Annotated in this window: 23 protein-coding genes; 21 read left to right on the top strand and 2 right to left on the bottom strand. The window is 38.3% G+C overall.

The window, feature by feature from the left end:
- The first annotated feature begins 13 nt into the window (after positions 1 to 13).
- The 17 genes from rfbA to I858_RS12490 all read left to right on the top strand — a co-directional run bounded on the left by rfbA (position 14) and on the right by I858_RS12490 (position 20,360).
- Positions 14 to 904: a glucose-1-phosphate thymidylyltransferase RfbA gene (gene rfbA / locus I858_RS12570; RefSeq protein ID WP_049694700.1), complete on the top strand. Its 891-nt coding sequence runs from the start codon at positions 14 to 16 to the stop codon at positions 902 to 904.
- 12 nt (positions 905 to 916) lie between these two features.
- Positions 917 to 1,933 (top strand): dTDP-glucose 4,6-dehydratase, encoded by a 1,017-nt coding sequence (gene rfbB / locus I858_RS12565; protein WP_049694701.1) that lies wholly within the window; start codon positions 917 to 919, stop codon positions 1,931 to 1,933.
- 45 nt (positions 1,934 to 1,978) lie between these two features.
- Positions 1,979 to 4,096, top strand: coding sequence for a hypothetical protein (locus I858_RS12560; RefSeq protein WP_239457155.1), 2,118 nt, complete (start codon positions 1,979 to 1,981; stop codon positions 4,094 to 4,096).
- Between the two features lie 21 nt (positions 4,097 to 4,117).
- Complete coding sequence (locus tag I858_RS12555) at positions 4,118 to 5,593, top strand: MOP flippase family protein (protein WP_049694702.1); 1,476 nt, start codon at positions 4,118 to 4,120, stop codon at positions 5,591 to 5,593.
- Between the two features lie 212 nt (positions 5,594 to 5,805).
- A complete protein-coding gene (gene fcl, locus I858_RS12550; RefSeq protein ID WP_049694703.1) occupies positions 5,806 to 6,756 on the top strand; it encodes a GDP-L-fucose synthase in 951 nt (316 codons plus the stop codon).
- Between the two features lie 11 nt (positions 6,757 to 6,767).
- Positions 6,768 to 7,832: a GDP-mannose 4,6-dehydratase gene (gmd, locus tag I858_RS12545; protein WP_049694704.1), complete on the top strand. Its 1,065-nt coding sequence runs from the start codon at positions 6,768 to 6,770 to the stop codon at positions 7,830 to 7,832.
- A gap of 36 nt (positions 7,833 to 7,868) precedes the next feature.
- Positions 7,869 to 8,843, top strand: a complete 975-nt coding sequence (locus I858_RS12540) for a glycosyltransferase family 2 protein (RefSeq protein ID WP_049694705.1) — start codon at positions 7,869 to 7,871, stop codon at positions 8,841 to 8,843.
- A gap of 67 nt (positions 8,844 to 8,910) precedes the next feature.
- Positions 8,911 to 10,287, top strand: coding sequence for a hypothetical protein (locus I858_RS12535; RefSeq protein WP_049694706.1), 1,377 nt, complete (start codon positions 8,911 to 8,913; stop codon positions 10,285 to 10,287).
- A 64-nt stretch (positions 10,288 to 10,351) separates the two neighbouring features.
- Complete coding sequence (locus tag I858_RS12530; protein WP_049694707.1) at positions 10,352 to 11,461, top strand: glycosyltransferase family 4 protein; 1,110 nt, start codon at positions 10,352 to 10,354, stop codon at positions 11,459 to 11,461.
- 47 nt (positions 11,462 to 11,508) lie between these two features.
- The gene (locus I858_RS12525; protein WP_049694708.1) at positions 11,509 to 12,816 is read left to right on the top strand and encodes a glycosyltransferase family 4 protein; all 1,308 of its coding nucleotides are present in this window, start codon (positions 11,509 to 11,511) and stop codon (positions 12,814 to 12,816) included.
- 432 nt (positions 12,817 to 13,248) lie between these two features.
- Positions 13,249 to 14,634 carry a sugar phosphate nucleotidyltransferase gene (locus I858_RS12520; protein WP_049694709.1) on the top strand — a complete coding sequence of 462 codons (1,386 nt, stop codon included), beginning with the start codon at positions 13,249 to 13,251 and terminating at the stop codon, positions 14,632 to 14,634.
- 63 nt (positions 14,635 to 14,697) lie between these two features.
- Positions 14,698 to 15,651 carry a mannose-6-phosphate isomerase, class I gene (gene manA / locus I858_RS12515; protein ID WP_049694710.1) on the top strand — a complete coding sequence of 318 codons (954 nt, stop codon included), beginning with the start codon at positions 14,698 to 14,700 and terminating at the stop codon, positions 15,649 to 15,651.
- Positions 15,652 to 15,803: 152 nt separating this feature from the next.
- Positions 15,804 to 16,691 (top strand): UTP--glucose-1-phosphate uridylyltransferase GalU, encoded by an 888-nt coding sequence (gene galU, locus I858_RS12510; RefSeq protein ID WP_049694711.1) that lies wholly within the window; start codon positions 15,804 to 15,806, stop codon positions 16,689 to 16,691.
- Positions 16,692 to 16,706: 15 nt separating this feature from the next.
- Complete coding sequence (locus I858_RS12505; RefSeq protein ID WP_049694712.1) at positions 16,707 to 18,032, top strand: UDP-glucose dehydrogenase family protein; 1,326 nt, start codon at positions 16,707 to 16,709, stop codon at positions 18,030 to 18,032.
- 37 nt (positions 18,033 to 18,069) lie between these two features.
- Positions 18,070 to 18,765, top strand: coding sequence for a sugar transferase (locus I858_RS12500; RefSeq protein ID WP_049694713.1), 696 nt, complete (start codon positions 18,070 to 18,072; stop codon positions 18,763 to 18,765).
- 165 nt (positions 18,766 to 18,930) lie between these two features.
- On the top strand, positions 18,931 to 19,662 hold the full coding sequence (locus I858_RS12495) for a YveK family protein (RefSeq protein ID WP_049694714.1): 732 nt from the start codon (positions 18,931 to 18,933) through the stop codon (positions 19,660 to 19,662).
- Complete coding sequence (locus I858_RS12490; RefSeq protein WP_420812608.1) at positions 19,659 to 20,360, top strand: CpsD/CapB family tyrosine-protein kinase; 702 nt, start codon at positions 19,659 to 19,661, stop codon at positions 20,358 to 20,360. Before I858_RS12495 ends, I858_RS12490 begins: the two co-directional genes overlap by 4 nt.
- Before the next feature lie 126 nt (positions 20,361 to 20,486).
- Here I858_RS12490 and I858_RS12485 read toward each other — a convergent pair whose 3' ends face one another.
- Entirely contained in the window at positions 20,487 to 20,936 is a 450-nt protein-coding gene (locus tag I858_RS12485; protein ID WP_049694715.1) for a GDYXXLXY domain-containing protein, read from the bottom strand.
- Entirely contained in the window at positions 20,933 to 22,108 is a 1,176-nt protein-coding gene (locus I858_RS12480; RefSeq protein ID WP_049694716.1) for a DUF2157 domain-containing protein, read from the bottom strand. Before I858_RS12480 ends, I858_RS12485 begins: the two co-directional genes overlap by 4 nt.
- Positions 22,109 to 22,682: 574 nt before the next feature.
- Between I858_RS12480 and I858_RS12475 the strand changes: the two genes are divergently transcribed.
- From I858_RS12475 to glpK, 4 genes are all read left to right on the top strand, one after another.
- Positions 22,683 to 22,961 carry a YciI family protein gene (locus tag I858_RS12475; RefSeq protein ID WP_049694717.1) on the top strand — a complete coding sequence of 93 codons (279 nt, stop codon included), beginning with the start codon at positions 22,683 to 22,685 and terminating at the stop codon, positions 22,959 to 22,961.
- 24 nt (positions 22,962 to 22,985) lie between these two features.
- A complete protein-coding gene (locus tag I858_RS12470) occupies positions 22,986 to 23,531 on the top strand; it encodes a glycerol-3-phosphate responsive antiterminator (RefSeq protein ID WP_049694718.1) in 546 nt (181 codons plus the stop codon).
- 179 nt (positions 23,532 to 23,710) lie between these two features.
- A complete protein-coding gene (locus I858_RS12465; protein WP_049694719.1) occupies positions 23,711 to 24,541 on the top strand; it encodes an MIP/aquaporin family protein in 831 nt (276 codons plus the stop codon).
- Positions 24,542 to 24,563: 22 nt separating this feature from the next.
- Positions 24,564 to 26,066: a glycerol kinase GlpK gene (gene glpK / locus I858_RS12460; protein WP_049694720.1), complete on the top strand. Its 1,503-nt coding sequence runs from the start codon at positions 24,564 to 24,566 to the stop codon at positions 26,064 to 26,066.
- Positions 26,067 to 26,078 lie beyond the last annotated feature (12 nt).

Genomic DNA, 26,078 nt, shown 5'->3' with positions numbered 1-26,078 from the left:
TGAGGGACTGATCATGAAAGGAATTATTTTAGCTGGTGGGACTGGGACACGTTTGTACCCGCTAACCAAGTCCATTTCAAAACAAATGTTGCCGGTATACGACAAGCCCATGATTTACTATCCATTATCGGTTTTAATGCTTGCAGGCATTAAAGAGATTTTAATCATTTCTACTCCGCGAGACGTTGCTGGATTTTTGAGTTTACTTGGAAATGGTCAAAAGTTAGGGATTAAACTGGAATATGCTATTCAAGAAGAACCCAATGGATTAGCGGAAGCGTTTACGATTGGGGAAAGCTTTATCGGTGATTCTCCAGTTGCGCTAGTACTAGGAGACAATGTGTTTTACGGTTCTGACTTTGGGAGTCGTTTGCAAGAATCGGCAGAACTCACAACCGGAAGCATTATTTTTGGGTGTCATGTAGCAGACCCGAGAGCTTACGGGGTAGTGGAAGTAGATGATGAACTCAATATCGTGTCGATTGAAGAAAAACCAGAACAACCCAAATCGTCTTATGCGATACCTGGTCTGTACTTCTTTGACAATCAAGTGGTTAAAATAGCCAAACAAGTGGTGCCTTCAGAACGAGGAGAAAAAGAAATTACTTCTATTATAAACGAATACTTAAAGCAAGGTGAATTACATGTCAATATTATGGGGCGTGGACTTGCGTGGCTAGATACAGGGACACATGAAGCTTTGTTAGAAGCTTCAAATTTTGTAGAAGCGATTCAAAAAAGACAAGGCTTGTATGTTTCGTGCATTGAAGAAATTGCTTTCCGAAGAGGGTATATCTCACAAGAAGATTTAATCGAGCTCGCTCAGTCATTGAAAAAAACAGATTACGGCCAATATTTATTGGATATTGCCCATGAAAAAACACTGTTACCGAATAAGTTATAAAGGAGCACAACTATGGAAAATATTCTTGTTACGGGTGGAGCGGGATTTATCGGAGGAAATTTTGTTCAATACATGGTCGCTGCGTATCCGAATTACCATATTTATAACCTAGACGCTTTAACCTACGCTGGAGATTTATCCAAACATCAATCCATCGAAAACAATGAAAACTATAGCTTTGTCCAAATCGATATTGCAGATCGTCAAGCAGTAGAATCGTTGTTTGAGCGAGTAAATTTTAGTTATATTGTGCATTTTGCTGCTGAAAGTCATGTGGATCGTTCGATTACGGAACCAGAGATTTTTATCCGAACCAATGTATTGGGAACGCAAGTATTACTTGAAGCTGCAAAACGAGCAGGCATTAAAAAATTTGTTCATGTTTCGACAGATGAAGTGTATGGAGAGCTAGAATTTGATCCCGACACGTTCTTTACAGAAGAAACGCCGTTGCAACCAAGTAGCCCGTATAGCGCAAGCAAAGCATCGTCGGACTTGTTAGTGAGAGCGTATTACGAAACTTATGGATTACCTGTCAATATTACACGCTGCTCGAATAATTATGGACCTTTTCATTTTCCAGAAAAATTGATCCCGCTGACTATATCACGTGTATTAAACAATCAACCTGTGCCGGTCTATGGAAATGGTCAAAACGTTCGAGATTGGTTACATGTTCATGATCATTGCACAGCGATCGATTTGGTGATGCATAACGGGAAAATTGGTGAAGTTTATAATATTGGAGGCCATAACGAAAAAACCAATTTACAAGTTGTTCAAACCATTATCCAAGCTTTTAAAAAATCAGAAAATCTCATCGAATTTGTACAAGATCGATTAGGACATGACAAACGATATGCAATAGACCCAACAAAAATTGAGCAATTAGGTTGGAAGCCTGTATACGATTTTGAAACAGGGATTGCCCAAACAATTAAATGGTTTGTAGAAAACGAAAATTGGTGGAAACAAATCATCAGTGGCGAATACCAACAGTATTATGACAGGCAGTATGCGCAGAAATAAAAGAATGCGCATGACCTGACTTGCCGGTGGACGAGGAGGAATTGGATGATGGCAAATCAGCCGACAATCAGTGAATTTATAACAGCTGCATATCCAACTGAAAAAACAGTCAAAATACTAGAATACAATGCTGAAACGAGTAGCTTGAAAAAACAACTAGCATTTTCAGGCTATGAAAATTTTATAGGTATTTGCACACAAAAGCCTAAAATTAGTCGAGATCCTAATTTGTATTACACTGTTGAAAAAACAATTACGTATAAAAACAATGCAAACGTATTAGTTATAAACAAAGCTGACTTTTTAGATTTGAAAAATGCGTTTCATTCGTCAGCTGAATTGATTGTGTATATGCCTTTAAACATCATCGATCGCGCTAGTTTTTTACCGCTTTGGGCTTATAAAATGGCACGAAAGAAAAACTGGGAGTTCTCTTTTGAAACTTTTCTCGACAATACCGATAAAGCAAGAACAGGAATTGTTTTTAAACGGAACTATCCACAAGAAAAAACAGCACGACAATACTTATCGCCTGAGCTTGGAATAGAAGGGTTTTTTGAACTTCTCAACAAACGTCAGTTGGAGTATGTGGTTTTGCGTTGGTTTGATGAACTTCCTTTTCTAGATCTCGATGAAGATGTAGATTTACTTGTTTCCGATAAACACATCGAACTCGTACGCGACTTATTAAATGAAACGGTTGGCATTTTACCATTTGATATTTATAGCGTTGGCGGACTAACAGGAAGTAATTTTAAAAACATTGCTTATTATCCTCCGTATATCGCTGAAACAATTGTTGACCAACGACAATTGTGGAAAGACAAGTATTACGTTCCGTCAAGCTTTCATCATTTTCTCAGTTTGATGTATCATGCGGTGTATCATAAAGGAGAAAAATCAGGGATTCCCGTAAGGTCTGGAGAAGTTGTTAAACAAATTCCACAAGACCACGATTATCCGGGAATTCTAAAGCGATTAGCTGATGAAAACAAGATCCAGCTTGATGAAGTTAGTCTTGAATCCTTTCACCGCGTATTGGATGAACACGGCTGGGCTCCTTCAACAGATACAATCCGCAAATTGATTGGCGTTAGCGGTAAATGGCTCGAATCGATTATTCAATCGAGTGAACATAATTTCGAAAAAGACGGAGAGTTGATGGTCTTTGTAGTGCGCGAATGGGCAGAAGAGCGACAACTGACAAGCAAAATTGTGGATTGGTTTGAACGCAATGGCTTGTGTCTTGTACGAGCTGTGAAACTAAATGAAGAACAAAAAAGAAACGCAACTCAAAATTTAAGAGGTGGAAATTGGGGGCAAGGCCCATGGGCTGTTAGTGGAGGCAAGCCATCCACGTTGTTGGTGATGTATGACTATCATCCCAAACAACTAAATGCAAAAATGAAGAAAAAATATCCGCATGTGTCAAATGAGCATTATTTGTTAAAAGAACAACTACGTTCAGAGATCAATTTTACATTGGCTATAGATCAACGCGCCAATCCACTTCATAGTGCAGATGATGAAATTGAAGCGTTAGATTATATGGCGGCGATAACACCGGATTTGTTAACAGAAGTCAAAAAAATCATTGTAGAGTGGGATGAGGCATATCGAACACCTGAAAAAGTGATTGCAGACGTTTCTGAAAAAAAACGACGAGCCAAAGTAGAAGTGATTCGATATGAAGGCAAGAAAGCTGTGAAAAAAACGTATAAAGCAGGCAAAGAACGATTTTTAAACCGTGAAAAATTTGTTTACGGTGAACTGAGCAAAGAATGTGATTTTATACCGCCTCTACTGAGCAGTGGTGACAATTATATTATTATTCCTTATTTGAAAACAAATCCGTTATCGGAAAGTTGGCATATTAAAAAGCAAATTTTGAAACGAAAATATAAGCAAGAAATTTTCAGCATCAATGAATTTTTCTATAACAAAGGATACGCGTTAATAGACTTTCATCCGGGAAATCTTCTTCTTACTTCTGAAGGATTAAAGATTATCGATTTTGAGTTTTTGTACCGATACGACAACTTACCACTTAAGGTTACAGAATCGTTTGATCTCAATGGCTTTCCGGAAGATTTCACTGCAGACAGACCGTATGGAATTTTTCCAAAGCAACGCCGAAACATGTGGAAAAAAATTTTATATTAAACGCGATTAGAGGAGTGGCTTATGGCGTCTTTGAAAAATCAAGCAGTAACTAGTGTAAAGCTCACTTCCGTATCTATGCTCGTCACTAGCATTTTGCAAATGGGTCAATTGCTGATTTTGGGGAGGGTACTTGGACCTGAAGTTTTTGGCTTGATTGCCATGGTGCAAATTGTCATTCAGTTTTCTCAATTATTCCTTGAGATGGGCATAACGGATGCCATTATTCAAAAAGAAAAAATTACAAAAATCGAATTATCTAGCTTGTATTGGTTTTCGATTTTCATCGGATTTGTTTTGTTTTTGATTTTGTTTTTAATGGCTCCTGCACTTGCCTTTTTGTTTAATGAACCTAGTTTAACTGCCATGATTCAAGTGGTAGGTGTTAGTTTTATCATCTTGCCATTTGGTCTTCAATTTCAGACACTAGCAACAAAAAAATTAGAATTTCTACAAATCACCAAAAACGAAATTTTAGCGACGACCATCGGTGTGCTGGTAACGGTTTACTTGGCGGTTTCTACAGATCTCGGTGCATGGTCTTTGGTTTATGGTCATATCGTTATGTCGTTATTTAGAAGCGTACCTTGGGTGATTGGCGGGTATCGCAATCCAAAAACAAGACCACAACTGCTCTTTTCTTGGACTGCAATTAAAGGATTTGTTGCATTTGGTTTGTATCGTCTTGGTTCCACGAGTATCAATTATTTCACCACAAAAGTTGATCAAATGATCGTTGGGGTTGTTTTAGGATCCGTGGCACTTGGTTATTACAGCATGGCCATGAATTTGATAATGCAGCCAGTGCAAAAATTAAATTCTATGATTAATCGAGTAGCTTTTCCTGTATTTTCAAAAATTCAATTGGATAAAAGTAAATTAAGAAAAACATATTTGCTGATTACCAATTTATTGACTAGTTTTAATGCGCCTTTACTTGCAGGCGTCCTTGTATTAGCACCCTTTGCAGTTCCAGTTTTGCTCGGTGACGAATGGATCGGAAGCACGATCATTATCCAAATTCTTTGCTTATACGGATTGTTTAAAGCGTTAGGAAATCCGAGCGGTAGCTTGTTTATCGCGGTAGGAAAAGTAAGATGGAGCTTCTACTGGCAACTGTTTCAATTAGGCATTATTCCAGTTGTCGTCTTTCTTGCGAGCTTATCTGGCAGTATCGCGGTAGTAGCTGTAGCAGTGGGACTGCTACGAATGATCTTGTTTTACGTCAGTTATTTTGTGCGAATTCGTCAAATTATTGGTGAGTGTTTAAGTGAATTAAATCGATTGATTGCAAAACCGGTAGTACATTCCGCAATAATGGTAGCTTTTTTATATGGCATTAACAAGCTATTAACAAGTGTAGAGCCGATTGGCATTGTCGCGGTCGATGTTATTAGTGGAATATTGATTTATGGGGTTTTATTTAGCGTAAATCAACGAGACCTTGCAAGTGAAGTTAAAGGATTTTTTCGAAAACGAAATGCAGCTAAACAAAGTTAGCGACAGCGGCTTAAAGTAAACTAGTTATAAAATATCAAATAATCTAAATAATCTGTAATATTAAGACTATTGTATGGTAGAATAAGAAAAATAAAAGATTTAGGTAAGTATATAGTCTTGTGTTAAAAGTGTTTTTTGTTTTTTGAAAGTTAAATCGGTCTTATACAGTCTTTAAGTCGTATTTAGCATCAGTTGGAAAGGTGGAGGTAGTTATGAAGCTAGAATCGAAAATTTATGTCGCCGGACATAGAGGTCTTGTAGGATCAGCTATTATTAGAAACTTACAAAAAAATGGATATACCAATATTGTTTATCGTACTAGCAAAGAGTTAGATCTTACAAATTGTCAACAAGTGGATCTTTTTTTTACACAAGAGCAACCAGAATACGTATTTCTAGCAGCTGCTAAAGTAGGCGGAATAGTTGCAAATAACGATTTCCCTGCCGATTTTATTCGAGATAACTTAATGATTCAAACAAATGTAATCGATGCGGCTCATCGCAATGGTGTCCAAAAATTGTTATTTCTTGGCAGTACCTGCATTTACCCTAGACTTGCCCCACAGCCGATGAGAGAAGATTCTCTATTAACAGGTGAACTTGAAGCAACCAATGAGCCATATGCAATCGCTAAAATTGCGGGCATTAAAATGTGCCAATCGTATAATCGTCAATATGGAACTAACTTTATTTCTGTAATGCCAACTAATTTATTTGGACCAAACGATAATTTCGACTTAGACAGTTCACATGTCTTGCCGGCATTGATTCGGAAATTTCATGAAGCAAAAATAAACAATACACCGACAGTCGAAGTGTGGGGAACAGGAACACCCAAACGTGAGTTTCTGTATTCCGATGATTTAGCGGAAGCTGTAATTTACTTGATGAATACTTATGACGGCGATGAATTAGTCAACATAGGAATGGGAAAAGATATTTCGATTAAAGAACTAGCAGAAAAGATTGGTAAAACAGTTGGCTATGATGGGGAAATTGTGTTTAACACGTCAAAACCTGATGGAGCCCCAAGAAAGTTAGTAGACATTGGTCGAATAACAAGTCTTGGGTGGGAAGCGAAAATTCCATTAGATGATGGCTTAACGATGGCTTATACGTGGTTTTTAGAACATATAGAGAAAAGTACATTATCAATTCATTGAGGGGGAGCATCATGAAAAAGGCATTAATTACAGGAGTTAACGGGCAAGATGGATCATTTCTTTCTGATTTTTTATTAGAAAAGGGCTATGAAGTTCATGGCATTATTCGAAGAAGCTCTAGTTTTAATACTGGACGTATCGAGCATTTGTACATTGAAGAGTTAAAGTCTAGTAAAAATTTTTATATTCACTACGGGGATATGACAGATACTTCCAATATCATCCGGCTAATTAGCGAAATCAAACCAGATGAAATATATAATTTAGCAGCAATGTCTCATGTCAAAGTGTCATTCGAAACACCTGAGTATACAGCAGATGTAGACGGTATCGGAACGCTACGGATTTTAGAAGCTGTTCGAATTCTGGGATTAGAGAAAAAGACGCGTATTTACCAGGCTTCAACGTCAGAACTATATGGCAAAGTCCAAGAAGTTCCACAAAAAGAAACGACACCATTTTATCCTCGTTCTCCATACGGCGTAGCGAAACTTTATGGTTTTTGGATCACTAAAAATTACCGTGAGTCTTATAATATGTTCGCCGTGAATGGCATTCTTTTTAACCATGAATCTGAACGCCGTGGCGAAACTTTTGTTACGCGAAAAATTACTATGGCTGTTGCGCGTATTGCGAACGGTAAACAAGACAAGCTCTTATTAGGGAACTTGGACGCTCGGCGCGACTGGGGTTACGCAAAAGACTATGTCGAATGCATGTGGCTCATTTTGCAACATGAAACACCAGAGGATTTTGTTATTGCAACAGGCCAAATGCACACAGTCCGTGAGTTTGCGACATTGGCTTTTAAGCATGTAGGTATTGAAATTGAGTGGCAAGGTCAAGGTGTTGAAGAAAAAGGAATTGATCCAAAAACAGGGGAAGTCGTAGTAGAAGTCAATCCTGAATATTTCCGTTTGTCAGAAGTTGAGCAGTTGATGGGAGATCCTTCAAAAGCGAAAAAGCTGCTTGATTGGAACCCAACAGCTACGTCTTTTGAAGAATTAGTAAAAATAATGGTTACGCATGATTGTGCATTGATCGATAAAGAAAAAAGTGCCATTTCGGAACAGTAAGCAGAGTGGGCTTTTTTACGAGTGGAGGGATACATATTGACAGAAGGGTTAACTGATAAAGTAAGTGTCATTATTCCAACGTATAATCGTTCAGAACTGCTAATAAAAGCAATTGGAAGTTTAAAAAACCAAAGTCATCAAAACATGGAGATTATTATTATCGATGACTTTTCTACAGATGATACAGCGGCAGTTGTTAAAGAGATGACTGATGAGCGTATCATCTACCTGCAACACGATACCAATAAAGGTGGAGCGGCGGCTAGAAATACTGGAATTCGACGAGCTACTGGAGATTTTATCGGCTTTTTAGATTCAGATGATCAATGGCTTCCCGAAAAATTAGAAAAGCAACTGGAAAAATTTAAAGAACAACCTGGTATTGGTGTAGTTTATACAGGTGTTCAAGTTGTTAATGAAAACAACTTGAATACTCGTAAAATTATTCCGGAATGCCGTGGCCGTATTTTGTCAGAGTTGTTTAAATCCAATTGCATTGATACCACTTCATCTGTATTGGTTAAAAAAAAGGTGTTAGATAAAGTAAATGGCTTTGATGAGAAATTACCTAGCTGTCAAGATTGGGATTTGTATATTCGGCTAGCACAAGTAACTCAATTCGATTTTGTGAAAGACAGCATGGTGTTGTTTTATCACCATAGTGGAGAGCGTATTACAACCAATAAACGATCAGTGCTTAACGGCCATTTAAGCATTTTTGAGAAGTACAAAGAGTTGGCTGAAAACCAGCGGAAAACGACGTATCACCGTTTTGTGTTCATTATTTGGAAAGTCATTTTTCGAACAGGGATCATGGATCAAAACAAAGAAACGATACGACTATCTAGACATGTATTGCTTGAAGGATACAAAAATAATCGCATATCTGTAAAGTTTCTGTATTATTACTTGATCACTTTTTTACCTCTGAAAATGTTAGGTTATCTCTATAGACAATCCAAGAAAACCAACGGCGAATCTCGTCTGCTGTCTGTCAATGTCTCTTCTTAAACCAAAGAGTATGGACTGGGTATTATTGGATGGTTAGAAAGGGAAAAACGAATAAAGGAATGAGACGATGGAAGAGCATATCGAAGCTGATTATCGATTTGAAAAAGTCCTGTACATCATCGTCAATCTGCTAGTTGGAATTTCACTTGTCTATTATTTGCTGCGTATAGATCAAGTGTTTAAGACGGACGATCCGTGGAACCTGTTTATTTTACTGTTGTTTTCTTGTAAGTTACTCATGGACATGTATATCTTTAAAATTGGTTTTGCTTCTTTTTCGTTGGTGCTTTTATTTTTACCAGTCGTTAGCATATTAGGTTTTGCTCCGATTGGAGAAGTGCAGCCTTTGTTTAATGATCGGACTCACCTTATTGAAAAACATTTCTACGCTTTGGCATTTGGCGCGCTTTTCTTTTATTATATTTGGTCAATTTTGCTTTGGCTAACAAACAAAACTTATCGCAATTACGATGCCAAAATTTTAAGTTATTTTTCAGGCACGGTTCATAGTTTGTTGGCTACCTGGGTTTTCAGTGCGTTAGCGATAATTGCTTCAATTATCTATTTGCCTGATTTACCGGGTCTCGCCTATAAAGATCTGTCACCAAGCTTATTGCCAGGCAATGCATGGAACTCGGTTGTTGTTATTTCTTATTTCTTCGTGCTTATGGGGGTGAAAGAAAGTGCCATTCGGAAGTTTGCGCTTTTCTTTGTGCCTTTTTGGTTGTTAACTCATTACGCTCGTGTGGATATTTTAGGCTTGTTGCTTATTTTATACTTGCTTTTAACTGCTACAAAAAAACTAGATGTTATCAAGTCGCGTTTTTCAGTCAAAAAAGCAGCATTAATTGGTGGAGGCTTATTGGTCTTTTCTTATTTAGGGTTAGTGCGACATACAGGGCTTGTTTTTGATGCAGAAGCGCTCTTGGAATCTGTATCCATGCTTATTAATTACCCAACAGTTCAGGATCTTGTTTACTCAACGGCAGCCGCGATGGAAGTAACGCAAGTCTATGGTAATTTTTATACGCTCATAGATTATATTCCACAGTTGATCCCGTCTTTCTTTGGAGTTGAAGCAGATAGTCCTGAAGCAGCCCATCTTGTCGCTTCACTCATTCACACAAACTACGGGTTGTTTGCTTTTGGAGAATTTTATTTAAATTTTAAAGTGATTGGGATGGTACTAGCACCTTTTGTTACATACATGATTTTGTTCTTACCTGCTTTGATCTTAAAGAAAATTTTTGGTAATTTTGGTTTGGCGCTGGGGTATTACTGGATTGTTTTAACCGTGGCAAGAGTGCTTTGGTATGGCTTTATCTATTATATTAAGCCGCTAGTCATTATTCTTCCCGTTTTTATCATCATCTACTTTATTATCGCGTCGTTTGAAAAGGATTTAGTGCACAAACCGGCATTAAAATCCACAGATCCACATTAATAGCTTGTGCTCTTGCCAATTGTAAAACGCAAGCGAATGTCAATTAGATGAGAGGGGATTCGACATGACTAGAACAAAAAAGGGAGAGTTGATTTTTGTTGGACCATTACCTCCGCCGATACTCGGAGAAAGTATTGCTCTTCAATCTCTATACAATTCAGAAAAACTTCATCGTCACTATGACGTCAAAAAGATTAATTTAAACCGCAAAGACTTTGAACGACCGGGTGCGCTTTCTTTTGAAAAATTATTCCGTGACTCTTTTGCGATTATGTACACAGCGTATTTATCAATTCGTATGAAGCATCCAATTTTATATATTTCTATTTCGCAAACAAAAATGGGCTTGTTACGCGATTGTGTAATGATTCAAGCCTGCAAAATTATAGGGCATGGCAAAGCAGTGAGTCATTTACATGGCAACAATTTGGGTGGAACGATTGATGCCACTACAGGAATGACACGGAAATTTATTGTTAATTCGTTAGAAAAAATTGATGTCGGCATTGTACTAGGTGAAAAATTAGCATCCAATTATCGAGGGCATGTTAAGCGCGTAGAAGTAGTGTCGAATGGCATACCGGCAGATTTTATTTTAAAAAATGAAGTGGTTCCAAACAAGAAAAAAGGACCGCTTTCTCTATTGTATTTGAGCAATCTCATGTTTGAGAAAGGCTATGTTGAATTGATCAAAGCCACAACTGCTTTAATCCAAGAAGGGTATGATTTGCGATTAGATTTAGTGGGGGGCATTCAAAACGAACGGGAATTCCAAGAGGTAAAACGCTATATTGAAGACAACAACATGAATGAGCTTATTCAATATCATGGGCTGAAGCAAGGAGAAGAAAAAAAACGCTTTTTCTTAAAGTCGGATTTGATGGCCTTGCCAACAAAGTACAGAGTAGAAGGACAGCCAATGTCGATTATTGAAGGCATGGCTGCAGGGTTACCAATTATTTCTGCAGATCGAGGAATTATCGCAGAACTGATCAAAGATTGTGGTGTGGTGATTGAACCTACTGTCGAAGGCGTCAAAGCAGCAATTAAAGACTTAGTGGTTGATGATGCAGAACGAATGCGGTTAGGGAGAATCAGTCGTGAAACGTATGAAGCGTTTTATACAGAAGACAAATACACCGATTCTTTGGTTGCGATTTTCGATGAACTTTAAATGGAAACAACGTGTTTTATGCGTGTTGTCCAGGAGAGGAAGAGCCTATGTTACGCAAAAGGAAAATTACGTTTGTTATCAATTACTTTTACCCTGATTTAGCGGCAACTAGTCAATTAATGACAGAATTAACGGGACGTCTTCAAGACGACTTTGATATTACGGTCATTGCTGCTCAGCCTGGATATGCAGGAGAGCGACGTGCTAGTAAAAAAATCTTTGAAGAAGCTCATTTAGAAAATATCAAAGTGGTTCGGATCCAATTACCTGAAGTGAATAAAAATTCCAAAAAAAGTCGCTTGAAATACATTACTTCTTATTTTGCGTTAGCGACAATTGCTTTGCTTAAAGAAAAACAAACAGATGTTATTTTTACCATTTCGCAACCTCCTGTATTGGGAGGCTTGATTGGGACGATTGGGAAATTTCTGAAGCGTTCTCGCCATATATACAGTATCCATGATTTTAACCCAGAACAAGCACAAGCAGTGGCATACACAAATAACCAACTAGTCTTTAAAGTAGCCAAAGCTATTGATAAATTGAATTGCAGTTATGCCGATCAAGTGCTATTGGTTGGCGAAGACATGACGAAAACATTGAGAGAACGTTTTAAAGGACAACAAGTACCAAGTCATACGGTAATTAGCAATTGGACCGATGAAAAAGCAATAGTGCCACTTGATAAAAACGAGCCGTTAATACGTGAATTTTTAGAGCTGCATGAACTGCAAGATAAATTCATTGTTATGTATTCTGGAAATTTAGGTCTGTATTATGATTTGGAAAACTTGATTAGAGTAGCTAAAGAATTTGTGGACCAAAGAGATATCGTCTTCTTGTTTATTGGAGAAGGTGCAGTTAAAGAGCGTCTTCAACAATATGCCTTCGACCATGAGCTTAGCAATGTAAAATTTTTGCCGTACCAACCAAAAGAGTTTCTTAAGTATTCGCTGAATGCTGCGGACGTTCATTTGGTTGTCAATCAAAAAGGGATAAAAGGCGTTTCTGTGCCGAGTAAAATATATGGAGTTATGGCTGCCGGGAAGCCGGTACTAGGTGTTCTTGAGCAAGACAGTGAAGTGCAGCGCCTGTTATTCGAAAGCGGAGCAGGCATCGTTATTGAACCACAAGATTACCAAGGAGTTGTTCACGCGATTACTTATTTGCGAAGTTTAAAACCAGAAGAGTTAAAAGAGATGGGCTCTAAAGGTCGCGTGTATTTAGAACAACATTTAACGCGTGACACTTCGATCAATAAATACCGCCACGTGCTCCAGTCAGTAGCAGATCCTTCTGGTTTGGAAAAGTCACATCAAAAAAATTCTTATAGCAATGTGGCGACTAAAAAATAAAAGAAGTCACTAGAAAAAACCTACGAAATCATTCGATTTCGTAGGTTTTTTTGTCTGTAATTTCTAATTTGAAGAGTAAAAAGAATAGTTGATGAGTTGGAAATTCACATTAACAAGAAAAACGAGTTGAAATTTCTAAAAAATTAGAAAAATGAAAAAAATTGAATAACCTTGATACGACAAGCTTTTGTATTGAAAATGGGTATATATATCTGATATTTCTAATTAATTAGAAAATTTGGTTGAAATATTAGGTATTTATATATATAATAGGGACATGAAGAGCGGATTAAACGAATATTCTAGTTATTTAGTTAGTCATTTAGCTGAATAGTACTGGTTCTTTATTTTTTTATTTACCAATTTTGAAAATCTATTATGTATAAAGAACTATATAAGACTATGACCGGATAGGAAAAAGGAGGGCGTAATATGAGATTAGTATTACTATCAGGAGGTTCTGGAAAGCGGTTATGGCCACTCTCGAGTGACGCGCGGTCCAAGCAGTTTCTTAAAGTGCTTAGTGATGAAGATGGCAACAAAGTATCAATGGTTCAACGAGTTTGGAAACAAATCGAAGAAATAGGGATGGCTGAAAATTCCATTATAGCGACGAGTAGTTCTCAAGTCGATATGATTAAAACTCAATTAGGTCAGGACGTGCACGTTGTTACTGAACCTGAAAGAAGAGATACTTTTCCAGCGATTGCATTAGCAGCAGTATATCTTTATTCTGTTCAGAAATGTGGCGTAGATGAAGTTGTAGGAATGCTGCCAGTAGATCCTTATGTAGAAAATCGCTTTTTTGATCGAGTTCAAGATTTGGAAGCTGCTTTGTTAGCTTCTGGAGCAGACTTGGCATTAATGGGCGTAAAGCCAACTTATCCTTCTGCAAAATATGGCTATATTATACCGGACAATCAAACACATAATTCTTATTTGACTGTTGATTATTTTAAAGAAAAACCTACTGAATTACAGGCAGAACAGTTAATCGAGCAAAATGCTTTATGGAATTGCGGGGTTTTTGCTTTTAAATTGGGCTATATTATCGACCTCTTAAAAGAAAGAGGAATGCCTGTCGAGTATTCTCAATTGCTGAGAAATTACCACCGATTACCTAAAAAAAGTTTTGACTATGAAGTAGTGGAGCGTGCAAATCATATTATCTCTTTGCCTTATGACGGCTATTGGAAAGACTTAGGTACGTGGAATACGTTAACAGAAGAAATGGCCGTGCAAGTAACAGGTAAAGGTGTTATTGGAAAAGGCGTAAAAAATTCTCATATCGTCAACGAACTTGGTATTCCGATTACTTTATTAGGACTAGATAATGTCGTTGTAGCAGCAAGTCCAGATGGAATTTTGGTTACGGATAAAGATGCCAGTACTAAAGTAAAAGAATACGTAGAAGGCTTTAACGCTCGACCAATGTACGAAGAGCGGAGATGGGGCTGGTATCGCGTATTGGAATATACGAGATATGCTGAAGGCAACGAAGTATTGATCAAGCGACTCGGAATCAATGCCGGTAAAAACCTGAGTTACCAAATGCATTACAAACGAAGTGAAGTGTGGACAATTGTAAAAGGTGAAGGGATTTTTGTTTTTAATGATCAATTAAGTCATGTTCGAACGGGTGACGTCATTCATATTCCACTCGGCGCTAAGCATACATTAAAAGCTACAACTCATATGGAAATTATCGAAGTACAAACTGGTAGTGAATTGATTGAAGAAGATATTTACCGGACTTCACATGAATGGGATGAAATTGAAGCCCTTTGCAAAGTAAAACTAACAGCTCGATTTGGATAACGTAGCAAGATAAACGTTTAAGATCAGACGCGATTTATCATTTCTATGATGGGAGGAAATCTCATGTATAAAGAACCCGTTTTTTTAAAACCGGTTTTTCAAGAACGGATTTGGGGTGGAGGGAAACTTCAGAAATTATTCGATTACGATATCCCTTCACAAACGACGGGAGAAGCGTGGGTTATTTCTGCACATGAAAATGGTCCGTCGATCGTAATGAATGGTCAGTTGAAAGGTATGAGTTTAAAAGAAATTTGGCAAGGCTATCCGCAATTGTTTGGATTTGATATAGCAGATAGTGAATTTCCATTACTTGTGAAAATTCTCGATGCAAATGATCAATTATCTGTTCAAGTACATCCTGATGATTTCTATGCAAAAGAACTTGTATCACAGCCTAGTGGGAAAACAGAATGCTGGTATATATTGGATTGTGATGAAGGCGCTGAAATCATTATTGGCCATCAAGCAAAATCCAGAGAAGAATTTCAACGTCTAGTCGTTAACGGAGAATGGGGAAATCTTTTTCAAAGTTTAAAGGTGAAAAAAGGTGATTTTGTCTATGTTCCAAGCGGAACCTTGCATTCAATCGGTAAAGGCATTGTGATTTTAGAAACACAACAAAGTTCCGATATCACATTCCGGCTTTATGACTATGACCGCGTTGATGGAGAAGGTAAAAAACGCGAACTGCATTTAGAACAGGCGATGGCAGTTATGACATGTCCACATAAAGAAGTGGTGCAAGACAATGTGAAAGAACAATTAAATAATTTAGAATCGACTCGTTTAATCCAAGGAGAATACTTTACCGTTTATCATTGGAAACTGGGTGGAAAAGCTGAGATACCTGTAAAAAATAGTTTTCTATTAGTTAGTGTCATCAATGGTGTTGGACAAATTGTCACAGAAGAGAGTATATCTACTGTAAAAAAAGGTGATAACTTTATTGTGCCAGCAACAATTGGAGATTACTTTATTGACGGCGATCTAGAATTGATTGTTTCTCACACATAGAACTGTTATTAATTAGTTGAATTTTTCGAATTTTAAGATCGGTGATGCAGATCTTTGTTAGTCGTCTGGAAACAGCTTTTCAAAACCGGGAGCATGTTTATTCTAAAGCAGTTATGAAGATGTTGGAAAAGCGAAAGGTGGATGGTGACTCAATGAAAAAAGTAACGAAAGCAATCATACCAGCTGCAGGTCTTGGAACTCGATTTTTACCAGTAACGAAAGCAATGCCAAAAGAAATGTTACCAATCGTCGATAAGCCAACAATTCAATATATTGTAGAAGAAGCAATTGCTTCGGGGATTGAAGACATCATCATTGTGACTGGTAAAGGAAAACGCGCGATTGAAGATCACTTTGATAAAAATTTTGAACTAGAAGATAATTTATTTAAAAAAGGGAAGTTCGACTTGTTAGAAAAAGTTCAACACACGTCGAATGTGGAAATTCATTATATTCGTCAAAAAGAACCTAAAGGATTGGGACATGCGGTCTGGAGCGCTCGGAAATTTATTGGAAATGAACCTTTTGCAGTGTTATTAGGAGACGATATTGTAAAAGCTGAAAAGCCATGTTTAAAGCAACTGATAGATCAATACGATAAAAAACAAGCTTCTGTTATAGGAGTTCAGCAAGTACCCGATCATGAAACACATCGTTACGGCATTATCGAGCCCAAAGCAAATGAAGGACGCTGCTACGAAGTTAGTAATTTTGTTGAAAAACCAAAGCCAGGAACAGCTCCTTCAAATTTGGCTATTATGGGACGGTATATTTTGGAACCCGAAATATTTGACTTTCTTAGCACACAACGTGCAGGAGCGGGTGGAGAAATTCAATTGACAGATGCGATTCAAAGACTCAATGAAGTAAAGTCTGTTTATGCTTATGACTTCGAAGGCAAGCGCTACGATGTCGGAGAAATGCTTGGGTTTTTGAGAACCACAATTGAATTTGCGTTAGACAGTCCAGAGTTCGGCCAAGATGTAGAAAACATCATTAATGAACTAATGGCTGGAAAAACAGCTGCACCACTAACTTAGTTTGGGGGCATCGGTATGAAAATTGCAGTTATAGGTACGGGTTATGTCGGGTTGGTGACGGGTGTGAGCTTGTCTGAAATCGGTCACGATGTAGTCTGTATCGATGTAAATAAAGAAAAAATTAAAAAAATGAGACAAGGCATATCACCTATTTATGAGCCAGGATTAAGTGAAATGATGATGAAAAATAGTGCCGCTAAACGCTTGAGTTTTACAAATGATCACCGAACGGGGATGCAGCAAGCAGACGTTATTTATATTGCTGTAGGAACACCAGAAGATCCAGATGGTTCTGCAGATTTGTCTTTTGTAGATGAAGCATCTAAAAACATTGCTGAGTGCATTGATCACAATGTGATTGTGGTTACTAAAAGTACAGTTCCGGTCGGGACTAACCATCGGATTAAAGAAATCATTAATTCGCGTTTGATGGGAAGGTTTACTGTCGAAGTGGTTTCTAATCCTGAATTTTTAAAAGAAGGCTCAGCTATTTATGATTCATTTCATGGAGATCGAATTGTCATTGGAGCGGAAAACGAACATGCATTTGGAGTCATCGAGCAAATAAATCAGCCATTTAATATACCTATTTTTAAAACGGACATTAAAAGTGCGGAAATGATTAAGTATGCATCTAATGCTTTCTTAGCAACCAAAATTAGTTTTATCAACGAAATTTCTAACATATGCGAATTAGTGGGAGCTAATATAGAAAGTGTTTCAGTTGGTATGGGCTTGGATCAACGAATCGGTAGTCAATTTTTAAAAGCGGGAATTGGCTATGGCGGATCGTGTTTTCCAAAAGACACAAAAGCTTTGATCCAAATTGCGGGGAATGTCGAATATGAATTCGAGTTACTAAAAGGTGTTGTAAACGTTAATAAAATGCAACAAGGAATACTAATTCGAAAACTAAAAGAATGTGTGTCTGATATTTCTGGTAAAAAAATTGCAGTGCTTGGTCTTTCGTTCAAGCCCAATACAGACGACTTGCGAGAGTCTGCTTCTATTTTAATAACAGAAGAATTAATCAAACAAGGCGCTTTAGTTATGGCGTATGATCCGATTGCTATGGAGAATGCGAAATCTATTCTTAATCCGTTAGTTTGCTATGCATCATCAATTGAAGAAGCCGTTGAAAACAGTGAAGCAGCACTAATCATAACAGATTGGGACGAAATAAAAAATGTAGACTTGACTGTGTTTGCTAAGATGAAAAATCCACTCGTGATCGATGGACGAAATTGTTTTTCAATTAATGAAATGGCGAAGAACAAAGTAGAATATCGTTCGATTGGCAGGCCGTTTACGCCACAGTTGGTCGAAGCTGCGCCCATCTAAAGAGCACCAGGAATCTACAGAGAAAGTGGTGATTTAAATGACAGTATCTGCTCCTGAAAAAGAAAAAACGAATGTGAAAACAAGATACAACGAGAACGTATTTGAAAGCGTTAAAACCAATACTGGCAATGGTTATTTGTATACAAAACGTATTTTGGATGTGATCGGTTCGACAATGGGACTGATCATGTTGATGCCTCTATTTCTCGTTATCAGTTTGTTGATCAAACTAGAAAATCCTACAGGACCTGTTTTTTTCAAGCAAAAAAGAATTGGCAAACACGGAAAAACGTTTGACATGTACAAATTTAGATCGATGGTTTGCAACGCAGAAGAGTTGAAGGCTTCTTTGCAACAGCAAAATGAAGCGTCTGGACCTGTATTCAAAATCAAATCTGATCCAAGAATTACTAAAATTGGAACATTTATTAGAAGAACGAGTATTGATGAATTGCCTCAATTGGTTAATGTGTTAAAAGGAGAAATGACTATCGTAGGTCCACGACCTGCCTTACCTGATGAAGTTGCGCAATATACAAATTACGAAAAACAACGAATCAGCGTAACTCCGGGACTTACTTGCTTTTGGCAAGTGAATGGGCGAAGTAATATTAGCTTTAAAGAATGGGTCGAAATGGATTTGGATTATATACGAAATCGAACTACAGCAGTAGATATTAAATTGATCTTCAAAACCATTCTCGTGTTGTTCGGCTCAAAAGACGCGTATTGACGGAAAGCGATTGCTTTTAACAATCGTAGATTCATCTAACGTTCTCCCACTAATTGTTGACTTCTGTCAGTCAATTCGATGAAAGGACATTGATAAACAAGGAAATGTCCTGTAGCCGAGTCTAGTCTTTTATACCGTTTTGTTATTGAAAGGAGGCTTGGCGAAATGAAAGAAACCATTAGCATGCGTGAAATTTATGAAATTCTAAAAAAACGTATTCGTTTAATACTGGTCATTGCAATTGGGATTATGATTATTACGGCAGCAGTCTCTTATTATTTGCTGACGCCTGTTTATCAAACCTCTACACAGTTGCTAATTAACCAAGAACAAAACATCGTCACGCTTACTACACAAAGTATTGAAACTGATTTGCAATTGGTTGGTACATATAGTGAAATTATCACGAGTCCCATCATACTTGAACAAGTAATTAGCCAGCTGGGATTAGACGTGTCTTATGAAGAACTTCAAGAAAAAGTAAACGTTGAAATTACGGAAAATTCTCAATTGCTTACAATCGTAGTACAAGATGCAGATCTTGCTTTAGCTGTCAGTATCGCAAATAACACAGCTGAAGTGTTTAAGGCTGAAATCATCGAACTGATGAATGTAGACAACGTTACACTGCTGTCACCAGCAGTAGTTACAGAAAACCAAACGCCAGTGTCTCCCAATCCACCATTGAATATTTTGTTAGCGGCTATTATAGGGTTGATTGTCGGTGCAGCTATTGCAATGATTTTACGTTATTTGGATACTACGCTTAGAAATGAAGAAGATATCCACAACGTATTAGGACTTCCTGTCTTAGGAGCTATCTCATCGATGAATGAAGAAGACATCCCAGCAAACGAGCCGATTGCTTTTAAACGTAGGGAGGCGCAAAAAGAGTGAAAAATAAAAAGGAATTAGCAACAAAAAGTAGGAAGTTAATGACGATTACTCATCCGAAATCACGTGTATCTGAGCAGTTTAGAACGTTACGGACGAACATTCATTTTACTTCTCCAGACGGCGATATTAGGTCACTAGTGGTCACTTCAGCTTCTCACTCAGAAGGTAAATCAACCACTTCGTCAAATTTGGCGATTGTATTTGCACAAGAAGGCAAACGTGTTTTGTTAATTGACGCAGATATGCGAAAGCCAACGATGCATCAGACTTTTAAAATTCCAAATACACGGGGATTATCGAATGTATTAGCACGTCAAATTGCTTTGAAAATGGCCATTCAATCGAGTGGTATTGAAAATCTTGATTTACTGCCTTGTGGCTCGATTCCACCTAATCCGGCTGAATTATTGAGCTCACCCAATATGGATTTTCTTTTTGATCATGCACTCGATACATACGATTTGTTGATCTTTGATACACCGCCTGTGTTATCTGTTACGGACAGTGTTATTTTAGCAAACAAATGTGAAGGAACCATACTCGTAGTAAATTCAGGGAAAACGGAAAGAGCGCAAGCACTTAAAGCAAAAGAAGCCATTACGGCCGCTGCTAAAATACGCTTACTTGGTGTAGTTATTAATAACGTTGAAAATCAACAAGAAATGGGAGATGCTGCTTATTACGGAGCAAACGAGTAACAAGAGCTTTCAAATCGAATGTAGCAGAGTTAAATTAGTGTGTGTATAAAAAAACAGGCTGTTCCTAATTGTCATAAAAAATGACGGTTTGGAACAGCCTGTTTTTTGGGGGACTAGTCAAAAGAATTATTTTTCTGTTCGTTCTTGTAAAATGACAGGTCGGATAGTTCCCCAGCTTGAAACGTCTACGATGACTTCTAAATCGAGTGCCGACTCGAGTTGTGGACCCAATCCTTGTTCAACGTAAAACTGCTCTAATTGAGGCGCTGTGACGTTACCGTCGTAAGCAGTGCCTTTAATCGCTCCGAAAAACGAGTCGTTGTCAATGCGATCGATAATGGCATAGCCATCATCGCCAGTTGTCAGTGTAAAATAAACAGCACCGTCAGTTGCATTAGATGGAGCTGTTAAATCAGGATATTGCAACATGACATACTCTCCGTAGAAAGGATCAAAGGGATCGTAAGGTTCGGCTCTTAACACATATTGCTCACCAAACCAAGAAGCAGCGTAATAACTCATGAGCAACACCATAACAATTACGGTTTGAACGATTGGAAATAGCCAAGGTTTCATGACTGTCCACCTTCTTTCTTGCGGTTAATCCACCAAGCTGCTCCAGACAGCAGAAACAGCAATATCGCGCCAATGAGGAAGAACAGAGACATGTCGAGACGTTCCCACGCATAAATGATGTAAATAACAAATTGAACGACGATAAAGTAAAGAAATCCTAACCCTAAAGCTTCATTTTTGCGTTGAGCGATGAGCAAGTAAGAAAGTCCAGTCAGCTCAGCCAAAACAGCCAAGCCAATCGCTGTTTCATCAAATAGCAATAGCCCGATAAAGCCAAGAGTGGCTACCCATATGAGTGAACGAAACTTGAGGGAACTAAATACCAGTAGCCCTGCTCCAACAAGCGCAAGCACAATTGCTTCTGTCCAATGACTTTGATCGATTAAATCAATAAACGATTGTCCGCGAATGGCTAAATACACGACAAGCAAAATGCCAGCAACCGTTAAATAGAGTGGACGAATCAGTTGTTTTTTGTTTTCCGGACTGCTCACAAACAGTAAAACCAGCGCGAACAAAGTCCAAATTGGCCATAAGAAGCTTTCGTAATCGACCAATCCCCAAAGCATAAAGCCTGAAGCAAATAACAGCAGCCAACTAAATACAACAGATGCAAAATCTTTGCTAAAGTAGAACCAAGCTACTGTGATGATGATAAAGACGCCCCATTCGATCCATCCAACATCAGGCAAGAATGACACTAAAACGAACATTCCAAAGATAAACGCAATGATGGGATACATCACGTGACGCCAGTAGAAATAATGAGCAAGTGCTACCAAAAACATCGCCCATGGCAAAACAGAATTAGCTAGTGGGAAATGGAAAGTCTGAGCAGCTGTTAAAAGTGTAGCACCAAACATTGCAAGTCCAATCACTCTAAATAAAATGGGGTAGCCAAAAGCTTTTTTTTCTGAAAAATGAGCGGTAATGTAAAATAACCACATCAATGCGAGCATGAGCAATACTTTTGCTAAATCCGGTATTGATTGCCAATTGGCTGCAATAAAACTAAATACAGCAAGTGCAAAGAAAATCAAACCGATCAATACTAATAGAGGAATTTTTTTCGGAGCAGGTTGGCGTTTTTCAAATACCAAAATCCGGTTAACTGTGTCTTGGTCTAACAAATTAGCTTGTTGCCATTGGTGCAGTTTTTTCTCCGTGTCCATGGTCACTCCTCCTTTATTCTTACTGTAATTATAGCTCTCGCGCGAGGGAATAGATAGCGGATAACGGGCATGTTAGCTTAGTCTTAAAAGACACAAAGCAGGGAATGGAAAAAGAACTTTACATCTATCCCAAACGGCAATGCCACTATGTGTTTGAAAAGCATCTCCGGTACTGACAAGACGATGAAGAATAGACAACAAAATCTGTTTAGCATTCAATCCAAGGTCAATTCTGTTGCTTCCTCCACAAGGTAACAACTTATTGGGAAAAATAATAAAACGTTAATTAATAAATAGGCCACCTTTAGTCATCTTGGTAGCCAATCAGCTCTTTATGAAGGATGTATAGACAGCTCTAGATTATACTATTCTAAGAGCTTTGACAGTAAATAAGTGAAAGTGGACAGTATTTGGTCTGGAACGGACAGTATTTTTAGAATTTGGACAGTATTTTAATGAGTTTGGACAGTATATCCAAAAAATGGAACATATATACGTGTTTATCGAGCAAAACTCATAAAGAAAACAGACTTTTTTTAATGGGCTTACTATAATGGAGTAAAGGAGATTTTTTATGAAATATTTCGCTGTGTTGTTACCAATGAAAGACGTTGCCAAAAGTAAAGAGTTTCGTCCGCAGCATTTAAAGTTTCTAGAAGAGATGCGCAATACTGGAAAAGTGGTTGCGAATGGGAAATTTACGGATGGTTCTGGAGGATTGGTTATTTATAAGGCTGAATCGCGTCAAGCCTGCGAAGCATTGGTGAAGGAAGATCCATACGTTGCAGGCTCCGCTAGAAAGTACGAAATTTTTGAGTGGGATGCTAGTTGGGCAAATGAATATGAAAAGTAGCATTGACTTAAAGGGGGAAATCAAGTGCATGAACTGAAGGGCGTTTTGCCTGTGTTGCGCAATATGAAGGAATTTGAACGCTTGTTGAAGAGCGATCACGAATACATTATTTTTCTGGAAATCCGCTTGGCGCAGTTAAAACAATTAGTGTTGGTAGCAAAAAAAGCGAACAAAAAAGTTATTTTACATGTTGATTTGATCCAAGGGCTAAAAACAGATGCTTATGGCTTTGAGTATTTAGTAAGAGAAGTTAAACCAGATGGAGTAGTGTCAACACGAAGTAATGTGATTGCGTTAGCAAAGAAAAATAAGTTGCTGACGATTCAACGGTTGTTCTTACTCGATAGTCAAGCGCTTGAACACAACATTAAGTTGATCAATCAAGTCAAGCCAGATTATATTGAGATTTTACCTGGAATTATCCCGTCTGTCATTAAAGAGGTTTTTGATAAGACAGGTATACCTGTTATTGCGGGAGGATTGATTCGAACACAAGAAGATATTCAACTGGCTTACAACGGTGGAGCAAAAGCCATTTCAACATCCCAACCAGAACTGTGGAAAATATAATAGTTGACAGCGTTTTCATTAACTGATAACTTAATACTTACAAGTTAAGAACTGTGTTGGAGATAACGGAGACCTGCACTGAAACAACCACTTTTTCTGTAAAAGTGTGTGATTCAGTGTGGGTCTTTTTGTGTTCTTTAAAAGAGTTCTGAAGCTAAAAAACAAAGGGGTGCAAAACGATGACGGAATTTTTAGCAGAAGTAGTTGGCACAATGATTTTAATCATTTTTGGAACAGGCGTAGTAGCAGGTGTGGTGTTGAAAGACTCTAAAGCAGAAAATAATGGCTGGGTTCTTATTACAATTGCATGGGGACTAGCGGTCACTATGGGTGTTTACGCAGTAGGGAATTTTTCGGGAGCTCATTTAAATCCTGCAGTAACGCTAGGATTCGCTGCGGTGGGTGACTTTCCTTGGGCTAAAGTACCGATTTATATCACAGCGCAAGTTCTCGGTGCCATTATTGGTGCGACAATTGTTTTCTTCAACTATTTACCACATTGGAAACGGACTAAAGAAGCTGACAAAAAACTGGGCGTGTTCGCGACAATTCCAGCAATTCGCCGTCCCTTCTCCAACTTGGTTAGTGAAATTATTGGGACTGCCGTATTGGTTATGGGCTTATTGTTCATTGGAGCCAATGACTTTACAGAAGGCTTGAATCCGTTAATCGTAGGTGCGTTAATCATAGCAATCGGAATGTCACTTGGTGGCACAACCGGGTATGCGATCAATCCAGCACGTGACTTAGGTCCACGTATTGCACATGCGTTGTTACCGATTCCTGGCAAAGGAAGCTCAGATTGGTCATATGCGTGGGTGCCGATTGTCGGTCCTATTTTTGGAGGGGTATACGGCGCGTTGTTTTATAAAGCGTTATTTACCGGTGTTTACGAATTGCCGTTTTGGATAATGAGTGGTGCCTTAATACTAGTGTTATTTGGAGCAGCAAGTGTAGAATTGAAAAAAGAACATACAGTCGTTGATACAATAGAAGAAAGCATTTCATAATTTATTAAAGGAGGAAATCATTTTGAGCAAAGACTATATTCTATCGATAGACCAAGGAACAACAAGTTCACGTGCTGTGTTATTTAATCATAAAGGTGAAATCGTCGAGACAGGGCAACAAGAATTCGAGCAATTTTTCCCGAAACCAGGCTGGGTTGAACACGACGCCAATGAAATTTGGACATCTGTTTTATCGTGTATCGCAGAAGTGTTACGTAAATCGGATATCAGTCCGAGTCAAATTGCGGGTATTGGGATCACCAACCAACGTGAAACAACAGTTGTTTGGGATCGTCACACAGGCAAGCCAATCTACAAAGCCATTGTTTGGCAATCGCGTCAAACAGACGGCATTTGTAACGAGTTAAAAGAACAAGGCTTGAACGAATTGTTCCGTAAAAAAACCGGTCTTTTGGTTGATGCTTACTTTTCTGGAACAAAAGTAAAATGGATTCTGGATAACGTGGAAGGTGCACGTGAAAAAGCAGACAAGGGTGACTTGATGTTTGGGACCATCGATACATGGCTGGTTTATAAGCTATCAGGTGGCAAAGCTCACGTAACAGATTATAGCAATGCATCACGTACTTTGATGTACAATATTTATGATTTAGAGTGGGATCAAGAACTACTAGACATTCTGACTGTGCCAAAAAGCATGTTACCAGAAGTGCATCAGTCGTCTGAAGTATATGCCAATACGGTAGATTATCATTTCTTTGGTCATGAAGTACCAATTGCCGGTATTGCTGGTGACCAACAAGCGGCTTTGTTTGGACAAGCGTGTTTTGAAAAAGGCATGGCAAAAAACACCTACGGAACTGGTTGCTTTATGTTAATGAATACTGGAGAAGAAGGTGTCGTTTCAGACCACGGTTTGTTAACAACTTTGGCATGGGGCATTGACGGCAAAGTTGAGTATGCACTAGAAGGCAGTATTTTTGTTGCAGGTTCTGCAATTCAATGGTTGCGTGATGGCTTGAAGATCATTGAAACGGCTCCAGAAAGTGAAAACTATGCAATGGAAGTAGAATCAACAGAAGGTGTTTATATGGTTCCAGCATTTGTAGGTTTAGGAACGCCTTACTGGGATACAGATGCACGCGGAGCAGTTTTTGGGTTGACACGCGGAACGACAAAGGCTCATTTCATTCGAGCGACACTTGAGGCGCTCGCATATCAGACAAAAGACGTGGTAGATGTTATGATAGAAGATGCAGGGATCGAATTGAAAACATTACGAGTTGATGGTGGCGCAGTAGCCAATGATTTGTTAATGCAATTCCAAAGCGATATCCTTGATGTTCCCGTGGAACGTCCAGTTATTCAAGAAACAACCGCACTTGGTGCAGCTTACTTAGCAGGGCTTGCAGTTGGATTCTGGAAAGACAAAGAAGAAATCGCTCAGCAATGGAAAGTTGACAAAACGTACACTCGCAACATGTCGACTGAAAAAGGCGAAAAGCTTTATGATGGCTGGAAACATGCGGTAGCAGCAACACGATCTTTTAAACCCACAACATGACCTAAAAGTTAA

It is taken from the genome of Planococcus versutus, assembly GCF_001186155.3.
In the GTDB taxonomy this organism is placed as follows: Bacteria; Bacillota; Bacilli; order Bacillales_A; family Planococcaceae; genus Planococcus; species Planococcus versutus.
This window is presented reverse-complemented; position numbering and strand designations above follow the sequence as displayed.

Bases quoted from the DNA above. Each gene is read 5' to 3' on its own strand.
- rfbA (WP_049694700.1), top strand. From the start codon at position 14: ATGAAAGGAATTATTTTAGCTGGTGGGACTGGGACACGTTTGTACCCG.
- rfbB (WP_049694701.1), top strand. From the start codon at position 917: ATGGAAAATATTCTTGTTACGGGTGGAGCGGGATTTATCGGAGGAAAT.
- I858_RS12560 (WP_239457155.1), top strand. From the start codon at position 1,979: ATGATGGCAAATCAGCCGACAATCAGTGAATTTATAACAGCTGCATAT.
- I858_RS12555 (WP_049694702.1), top strand. From the start codon at position 4,118: ATGGCGTCTTTGAAAAATCAAGCAGTAACTAGTGTAAAGCTCACTTCC.
- fcl (WP_049694703.1), top strand. From the start codon at position 5,806: ATGAAGCTAGAATCGAAAATTTATGTCGCCGGACATAGAGGTCTTGTA.
- gmd (WP_049694704.1), top strand. From the start codon at position 6,768: ATGAAAAAGGCATTAATTACAGGAGTTAACGGGCAAGATGGATCATTT.
- I858_RS12535 (WP_049694706.1), top strand. From the start codon at position 8,911: ATGGAAGAGCATATCGAAGCTGATTATCGATTTGAAAAAGTCCTGTAC.
- I858_RS12530 (WP_049694707.1), top strand. From the start codon at position 10,352: ATGACTAGAACAAAAAAGGGAGAGTTGATTTTTGTTGGACCATTACCT.
- I858_RS12525 (WP_049694708.1), top strand. From the start codon at position 11,509: ATGTTACGCAAAAGGAAAATTACGTTTGTTATCAATTACTTTTACCCT.
- I858_RS12520 (WP_049694709.1), top strand. From the start codon at position 13,249: ATGAGATTAGTATTACTATCAGGAGGTTCTGGAAAGCGGTTATGGCCA.
- manA (WP_049694710.1), top strand. From the start codon at position 14,698: ATGTATAAAGAACCCGTTTTTTTAAAACCGGTTTTTCAAGAACGGATT.
- galU (WP_049694711.1), top strand. From the start codon at position 15,804: ATGAAAAAAGTAACGAAAGCAATCATACCAGCTGCAGGTCTTGGAACT.
- I858_RS12505 (WP_049694712.1), top strand. From the start codon at position 16,707: ATGAAAATTGCAGTTATAGGTACGGGTTATGTCGGGTTGGTGACGGGT.
- I858_RS12500 (WP_049694713.1), top strand. From the start codon at position 18,070: ATGACAGTATCTGCTCCTGAAAAAGAAAAAACGAATGTGAAAACAAGA.
- I858_RS12495 (WP_049694714.1), top strand. From the start codon at position 18,931: ATGAAAGAAACCATTAGCATGCGTGAAATTTATGAAATTCTAAAAAAA.
- I858_RS12485 (WP_049694715.1), bottom strand. From the start codon at position 20,936: ATGAAACCTTGGCTATTTCCAATCGTTCAAACCGTAATTGTTATGGTG.
- I858_RS12480 (WP_049694716.1), bottom strand. From the start codon at position 22,108: ATGGACACGGAGAAAAAACTGCACCAATGGCAACAAGCTAATTTGTTA.
- I858_RS12475 (WP_049694717.1), top strand. From the start codon at position 22,683: ATGAAATATTTCGCTGTGTTGTTACCAATGAAAGACGTTGCCAAAAGT.
- I858_RS12465 (WP_049694719.1), top strand. From the start codon at position 23,711: ATGACGGAATTTTTAGCAGAAGTAGTTGGCACAATGATTTTAATCATT.